The sequence below is a fragment of the Prevotella falsenii DSM 22864 = JCM 15124 genome (assembly GCF_000613945.1).
In the GTDB taxonomy this organism is placed as follows: domain Bacteria; phylum Bacteroidota; class Bacteroidia; order Bacteroidales; family Bacteroidaceae; genus Prevotella; species Prevotella falsenii.
In genome coordinates this window covers 24,859-31,577 of the sequence record NZ_BAJY01000031.1, presented here as the reverse complement: position 1 = coordinate 31,577, position 6,719 = coordinate 24,859, and the positions used below count along the sequence as shown (strand labels likewise).

Here is a 6,719-nt window from a genome sequence, read left to right as displayed (position 1 = left end):
GTAAAGAAATGGACAATTTTACTATTATATACGATTCCAAAGGGCGAATCTCTGCCTTTGAAGATAAGAACGAAAAGGGAAAAATAGTATTTGAATACAAAAATAATATCTTGGGCACTACCGATGAACCCAATGTGGTGATGACTGTAACCGATGAAGACGAGAGATCTGTGTATAATCTGTTTCTGAATAAGGACGGATTTGCCAAGCACTGCGACGGAATAACATACGAAAAGGACGAGGCTCCTAAGATCGAAGCATGGGATTTTGAATACAATTCTGATAACCAACTCGCTAAAGCAGTGCAGTCGAAAGGTGGATACAAGACGACATTTACCATTGTTTACAATGACGGCAATGCTGTAGAATCATCAACCGTATCGGAAAAGGAAGGTAAGGAAACAGACCATTACCGGATTTTCTATACTTCTAAAAAGGTAACTTCGCCTATTGAAAACAAAGGTTGCTTAATGATGTTTGAAGTAGCTTTGGGCATAGAAATAGACAAACTGAGTAATGCTTACTATGCCGGAATGCTGGGAAAGGCTACCAAGCATCTGCCCATATACAATTTGAACATCGACAACGAAAGGACAAGTTTCGAGTGGACACTCAACAAAGACGGATTCCCAATTAAGGCTGCTCTTAAAAACGAAGACGGAGAAGGCTCTGCAACCATTGTTTGGTAAAGGTACTCAATGAATGAAAAGAAGACAATAAAGATGTAAACATTTCTTATAAGTAAAACTGTCGCTTAACGATTTAACCATCAGCGCATTACAAAACCTATTGTTTTGCGTTCCAAAAGCGACTGTTTTGCACGGTAAAAGCGTAGGTTTTGCATTGCGAAACCTACGCTTTCGCAATGCCAAAACGCAGTTGTCGCTTTTTAAGAGAATTATTATTACAAAGTTAAACAGAAAATCTCTCACTGTTTCATCGGGGGACTTGCTTAGAAAACATCTGCGAGATAGCTTGTTTAATCTGCTTTTTTGTGCCGAACTCACGCAAGGACAATGAAAGAAATGCTTCATTGTCCTTGCGCGTTTGTTTGCTTTATCGGTGCTGCCTTATTTGTTTACAGTGGCAAAAGCCTCATATACTTGTAGCCCGAACTCGTTGGCGTAGGCATAAACGTGCTCGAGTATGTCGGACGTTTTCTGCTCGTAGTTTACCCATTCTGTGGTGCTGAGGAAGAAGTACAGCTCTATCGGCAGACCGTTTTGCGTGGCTTCCAACTGGCGAACCATTAATGTTGCCGACTTGTTTACATCGTTGCGCTTCTTCAAATAGGTTTCGATGTAGTGCCGGAAAAGTCCGATGTTTACCACTTCGCCCTCCATTTCTTTGGGTGAAACCATGTTTTTGCTTGTCAGGTTTTGCCTTGTTTCATCGTTAAGGAGTCGGATACTGCGCACATCGAAATATATTTTCTTGCTCACTTGGCGCATTCCGCTGTCTTGCATGCCCTTCCAGTTCTTGAACGAACCGTTTACTAACGTAAGTGGCGACACGGTTGTGAAAGTGTTGTCGAACTGTCGGACTTTCACGGTTGTAAGCGTAATGTCTACCACATTGCCATCTACGGGTGTTCCCAGTACGGTTATCCAGTCGCCCACGTGCACCATTTCGTTGCTCGTGAGGCGTATTCCTGCCACCAATCCCTCTATGGTGTCTTTGAAAACCAACATTAAAATGGCAGATGTAGCACCCAAACCGGCTATCAGCGTCATAGGGTTTTTCTTGAAAAGAATGCTTATTACAACGATAACCGTAATGAAAATAACAATGATTTTCAGTACTCCGAGGAATGATTTTAGATATTGGCTGCCCGAACTACCTTGTCTTTTGTCGAGGAAACGGAGTCGGTCTACAATCTGTAAGATAAGGCGTGTGGCATTGATGGCAATATAAATAGCTGTCAGGCGCATCAGCACATCTTCTACCAAAGGGTATTGGAAGAACACTTTCGGCAGAAGTTCCCAGATTACAACGGCAGGAACGATGTTGCATGCCGTATATAATACGCTGCGGTCGAACAGTATATCGTCCCATTCAATATTTGTTTTTGAAACAAGTTTGATTATCAACGGCACAATGAACTTTCGACTGATGTAGCCTGAAAGTCCTGCCAGAAGAAAAGCAACGATAATCATCAATACGTAGCGCACAATGGCAACGGTAGTGCCTTCGAGCCCTAATGAAAGGAGAAAGTTCTCGATGAAAGTGTTAATAATTTCCATATCGTTCTTTGTTTGTTTCGTGTTTGTACTATTGGCTCAACGCCACACATATTTTGTTTTGTAGGTTTCGCATCGGTCCTTGGCTCATACCGCCGTTCACAATGACAGCGAAGCAGAGACGATGCCCGTTCGATGCCGTGAGATAACCGGCGAGCGAACTTACGCCAAACAGCGTACCTGTCTTTGCACGCACGTTTCCTTGGGCAGGTGTGTGGCGCATACGTCTTTTTAACGTGCCATCTACGCCGGCAATCGGCAGTGTGGGCAAGAGCGTGTTGTATATGTCCGATTGGGTGTAAGCATAACGAAGCAGTTGCACTTCGAGTTCGGCACTGACGTAATTGTAGAGCGATAAGCCGGAACCATCGGCAATATGGTAGTTGGAAGGCGACAGACCGAGCTGCCGTATCAGTGCGTTCACCTCGTTTCGCGCCTGCTTTGCCGAGTTCCATTTGCCCCCATTGGCAGCTGCCAGTTGGTAGAACATCGACTCGGCATAAAGGTTATCGCTTTTCTTCATCATGTCTTGCATTACCTCGCCAATGCTGTGCGTGCACGTTGTAATGAGAGTTGCATTGGCAGGGAGTGTGCGTTCGCCCGTTATTCCGTCGGTATCGATGCCTTGTTCGCGAAGTTGGCGATGCAGCGCACCCGCGAAATTGTTGCTTTTACCCAACAATAGCGGAAGCAATCTTGGATTTTTGTCGTCCCAACACCAACCGCTGCCCAATTCTTCTTTATCTTTAAACGAAAGGTCGGCATAGATACTGCCGTTTATTCTGTTTATGCCTAAGTCTTTAATAGTCCGTGCTATTGCGGTTATATCGCTGTTGGAAATCATCGGGTCCATACCGCCGACGCAATAAATATCGCCATTAAGCACCTTCGTAGAGTCATCGATAGTGCCTGTGTAGTAGATGTTTGTGCGATAGTTGTAGTTGCTGCCCAATCGGTGGAGTGCTGTTATTGCCGTTATACACTTCATTGTAGAGGCAGGGCGTAGGTGTGTGCGTTCGTTGAAACCGTAGATTAGCTTGTCTTCAGATAAGTCCCAGACCATTACACCTATCTGCATTGTGGTGGCAATATCGGTTTGCAGAATACCGTCTAAATGTACTTTAATGTTCTCTTGCCACGATAAACGACTGTCGTTTTGGAAAGGAAGGATAGCTGCTTCGCCCTCTTCGTCGTTGTCGGTCGATACTTCTTCGGTGGGAGGGGCAATGTTTTGGGGTGCTCCTTGCTGTATGCGTGCCACTTCGGCACTATCCAAATATACTTGTGCTTGTGCTGTAAAGGCTGACAACGCCACAAGCATCAGCATTTGCAAATATCGTAATTTCATAATAACTTCTGTATTGTAGCAATGAAAGCCTTGCTGTTATCGGGTTGCAGACTTAATATCTTTCCGCTTTTAAGTTCTATCAGCACGTAGCTGCCGAGCGGAAAGCCAAGGGGAGTTCGCGTATTTCAGCAATTTCTGTAATGCCGATACATTTTGTTTTTGCCATTCTGCCTTGCTTTATGATGAGCTTTCCGTCGGTTACGACGTAGCTTGTATGCAACGCACGGTCTAAAGCGATGGTCGTAAGTATTAGAAACAATGTGCCAAGCACCACCAATGCCACATTGTTTCTGTGCCAAAAGCCGTAGAGGGTGCCCATTATGAAAAGCAAAATGGCGCACCATTCTAATACCATCACACGATGATTGAAAGTTCTGTTCATTACTTTAAAATGTGTTGGCTGCTATTTTATAAGCCCTTCTTGCTTCAGCACCGCTTCGATAACCTGTGGGAAGTGCTCCATTTCCAATATATGTTCCTTTTCGGCAATATCGTCCGGCGTATCGTCGGCAGTGATAGGGGTGCGGAATTGTGCAATGATTTCGCCACCGTCGCATACGTTGCTTACCCAATGAACAGTCATTCCGGTTTCTGTTTCGTTGGCTTTGCGCACGGCTTCGTGCACATGGTGTCCATACATACCGATGCCACCGAACTTCGGAAGTAGGGCAGGGTGGAGATTAATCATGCGGTGCCGGTAAGCAGCAATGAGCCAATCGGGTATCATCAGCAGGAAACCGGCGAGCACAATGAAGTCGATGCGGTGGTCAGACATGAGTTTTAAAACCTTTTCTTCGTTGTTGAAGTCGGCTTTCGGCAATACAACCGAAGGTACATTCAGCTTCTCTGCCCTTGTAAGTGCGTACGCATCGGAACGATTGCTTACGACCAAAGCAGTGTTTACTTGCTCGTTGGTTTGAAAGTAACGTATAATATTCTCGCAGTTACTGCCGCTGCCCGATACAAAAATTGCTATGTTCACCATATTATATATAATGTGTTAAGGCACATTCTGAAAGCTATCCTTGTAGGAAACCTTCTTTTAATCGATTCAGAACCTGCCGTTGTTCTTAGTATTCCTCGTCGTCGAAGTCGTCGAAACCAAAGAGCGCAGGGTCTACAAAGGCATCGAGTTGGCGACGGTCTTTCTTTGTTGGGCGACCGGTACCGCGTGCACGGTCTACGAAACCGCTGATTCTGCTCATTTCCAAAAGCTCATATTGTTTGGCATCAGTAACGTTTTTGTAGACTTCCGATACTAATTTTGCGCCTACACGCTTCTCTATGGTCTGCAAAACCTCGAAAGAATAGGTAATGGGAGGCTTCTTCACACTTATCACTTCGCCCGCTTTTATGGTGTGCGAAGGCTTTACGTTGATGCCCTTAATCGTAACACGACCATTCTTGCACGCATCTGCAGCAATGCTTCTCGTCTTGAAAATGCGTGCTGCCCAAAGCCATTTATCTATTCTTGCTATATCTGCCATTATTTCTTTCCTAACTTATTGTATTGGTTCATTGTGATGTTGATACCGGCAAGAACGAAACTTTTAATGATGTCTACAGCGAGGTCGATACTCGGTTGCAGAACTTTCATATCGTCTTCAGTATATTTTCCCAACACCCAATCTACTTGTCCGCCTTTCGGATATTCGTTTCCGATGCCCATTCGGAGGCGCGCATAGTTCTGTCCGATAAGCTGTTGGATATGCCCTAAGCCGTTATGCCCACCGTTAGAACCATTTGCCTTCAGGCGAAAAGCACCTAACGGCAGTGCCAGTTCGTCGGAAATAACAAGCAAACGGCTTTCGTCTATCTTCTCGTTGTTGAGCCAATAGCGCACGGCATTGCCCGATAAGTTCATAAACGTAGTGGGTTTCAGCAATATTATCTTCCGCCCTTTCAGAGTTGTTTCTGCTACAAAGCCATACCGTTTATCCTCAAAAACAATATTGGACGCCTTAGCAAAGGCGTCCAATACCATAAATCCTGTGTTGTGGCGAGTCCCCTCGTACTCACGCCCAGGGTTTCCCAAGCCACATATTAGATATTTGTCCAATATTATTTGTTGGTTTTTATCCGTTTGTGCAGATAGTTCTTATCTGTTTCGGATAGTTTCTTTGTTAGTCGTTCAGATTTCTGCAACCTTATTCGGCTGCGCTATTCTCGTCTTCTTCTTCGCTGCTTTCAGCAGAAGCAACAGCGTTACGAGTATTCTTGATAGAGCAAACGACAACGTCTTTCGATGTTATGAACTCAAGACCTTCGAAGTTCAAATCGCCAACCTTGATGCTCTTGCCAATGCGGAGCTTAGTAACATCGATCTCAAGAGTTTCCGGAATCTGAGCGTAAGGTGCTCTAACGTTAATCTTACGGATTGATTTGTTCATACGACCACCATCGCGAACACCCTGTGCAAGACCTACGTGCTTAATAGGAACGCCCATTACGATAGGCTTGCTTTCGTTTACTTCGTAGAAATCTATATGAAGAACGGCGTCAGTTGTTGGGTGGAACTGAATTTCCTTCATAATTGCTGCGTGATTTACACCATCGATATTCAACTCAACAAGATAGATGTGTGGAGTGTAAACCAGCTTGCGAAGCTCTGACATTGGAGCTACGAAAGAGAAAGCTACCGGCTTTCCGTCAGCTTTAGCTTCGCCGTAGAGGTTACAGGGAACCATTCCTGCTTTGCGGAGTTCCTTAGAGGCTTTCTTTCCGGTGTTCTCACGCTTCTTACCTGAAATCTGAATTTGTTTCATTTTTGTTTGTGTTACTCTAAATTAATTAATCATTTAATTCGCCATCACACACTGATACTGCACTTACGGTAGGTTTGTCGCCTGCTCCGTTTGCCGTTCTCAATTTGCAAAAAGCGGTGCAAAGTTACGTTTTTTTAGTGGAATGAACAAATATAATGATAAAAAACTCGAGTTCGGCATAAGAATTTCACACTGCTTCATCAAAGGATTTGTTTAAAAACATCTGCGATATTGCCTGTTTAACCTGCTTTTTTATGCTGAATTCACGTTAAAAAACAAGAAAATAATGCTATTCTCTTGCAAGAAAGAAGGATTTTTTTTACATTTGCAAAACATAATAGGAATTACACGAAACACAACTTTTAT

General features: G+C 44.1%; 8 protein-coding genes. 1 reads left to right on the top strand and 7 read right to left on the bottom strand.

The annotated features are described in order from the left end of the window. Positions 1-689 (top strand): DUF4595 domain-containing protein (locus JCM15124_RS10365; RefSeq protein ID WP_024999373.1); only part of this gene is annotated, 689 nt, incomplete at its 5' end. A gap of 381 nt (positions 690-1,070) precedes the next feature. Here the strand turns inward: JCM15124_RS10365 and JCM15124_RS10360 are convergent. The 7 genes from JCM15124_RS10360 to JCM15124_RS10330 form a co-directional block, all read right to left on the bottom strand. After that, positions 1,071-2,243 carry a mechanosensitive ion channel family protein gene (locus tag JCM15124_RS10360; protein WP_024999372.1) on the bottom strand — a complete coding sequence of 391 codons (1,173 nt, stop codon included), beginning with the start codon at positions 2,241-2,243 and terminating at the stop codon, positions 1,071-1,073. A gap of 28 nt (positions 2,244-2,271) precedes the next feature. After that, a complete protein-coding gene (gene dacB / locus JCM15124_RS10355) occupies positions 2,272-3,588 on the bottom strand; it encodes a D-alanyl-D-alanine carboxypeptidase/D-alanyl-D-alanine endopeptidase (RefSeq protein WP_024999371.1) in 1,317 nt (438 codons plus the stop codon). Positions 3,589-3,667: 79 nt separating this feature from the next. Next, positions 3,668-3,970: a hypothetical protein gene (locus JCM15124_RS14135; RefSeq protein ID WP_232220164.1), complete on the bottom strand. Its 303-nt coding sequence runs from the start codon at positions 3,968-3,970 to the stop codon at positions 3,668-3,670. Positions 3,971-3,991: 21 nt separating this feature from the next. Further along, positions 3,992-4,573 (bottom strand): phosphoribosylglycinamide formyltransferase, encoded by a 582-nt coding sequence (purN, locus tag JCM15124_RS10345; protein WP_024999370.1) that lies wholly within the window; start codon positions 4,571-4,573, stop codon positions 3,992-3,994. 85 nt (positions 4,574-4,658) lie between these two features. Continuing rightward, positions 4,659-5,075, bottom strand: coding sequence for an RNA-binding S4 domain-containing protein (locus JCM15124_RS10340; protein ID WP_024999369.1), 417 nt, complete (start codon positions 5,073-5,075; stop codon positions 4,659-4,661). Further along, positions 5,075-5,647 (bottom strand): aminoacyl-tRNA hydrolase, encoded by a 573-nt coding sequence (gene pth, locus JCM15124_RS10335; RefSeq protein ID WP_024999368.1) that lies wholly within the window; start codon positions 5,645-5,647, stop codon positions 5,075-5,077. Before pth ends, JCM15124_RS10340 begins: the two co-directional genes overlap by 1 nt. Positions 5,648-5,735: 88 nt before the next feature. Then, complete coding sequence (locus JCM15124_RS10330; RefSeq protein ID WP_024999367.1) at positions 5,736-6,353, bottom strand: 50S ribosomal protein L25/general stress protein Ctc; 618 nt, start codon at positions 6,351-6,353, stop codon at positions 5,736-5,738. Between the last annotated feature and the right edge of the window lie 366 nt (positions 6,354-6,719).

Coding starts and splice junctions, on each gene's coding strand:
- JCM15124_RS10360 (WP_024999372.1), bottom strand. CDS start 2,243: ATGGAAATTATTAACACTTTCATCGAGAACTTTCTCCTTTCATTAGGG.
- dacB (WP_024999371.1), bottom strand. CDS start 3,588: ATGAAATTACGATATTTGCAAATGCTGATGCTTGTGGCGTTGTCAGCC.
- JCM15124_RS14135 (WP_232220164.1), bottom strand. CDS start 3,970: ATGAACAGAACTTTCAATCATCGTGTGATGGTATTAGAATGGTGCGCC.
- purN (WP_024999370.1), bottom strand. CDS start 4,573: ATGGTGAACATAGCAATTTTTGTATCGGGCAGCGGCAGTAACTGCGAG.
- JCM15124_RS10340 (WP_024999369.1), bottom strand. CDS start 5,075: ATGGCAGATATAGCAAGAATAGATAAATGGCTTTGGGCAGCACGCATT.
- JCM15124_RS10330 (WP_024999367.1), bottom strand. CDS start 6,353: ATGAAACAAATTCAGATTTCAGGTAAGAAGCGTGAGAACACCGGAAAG.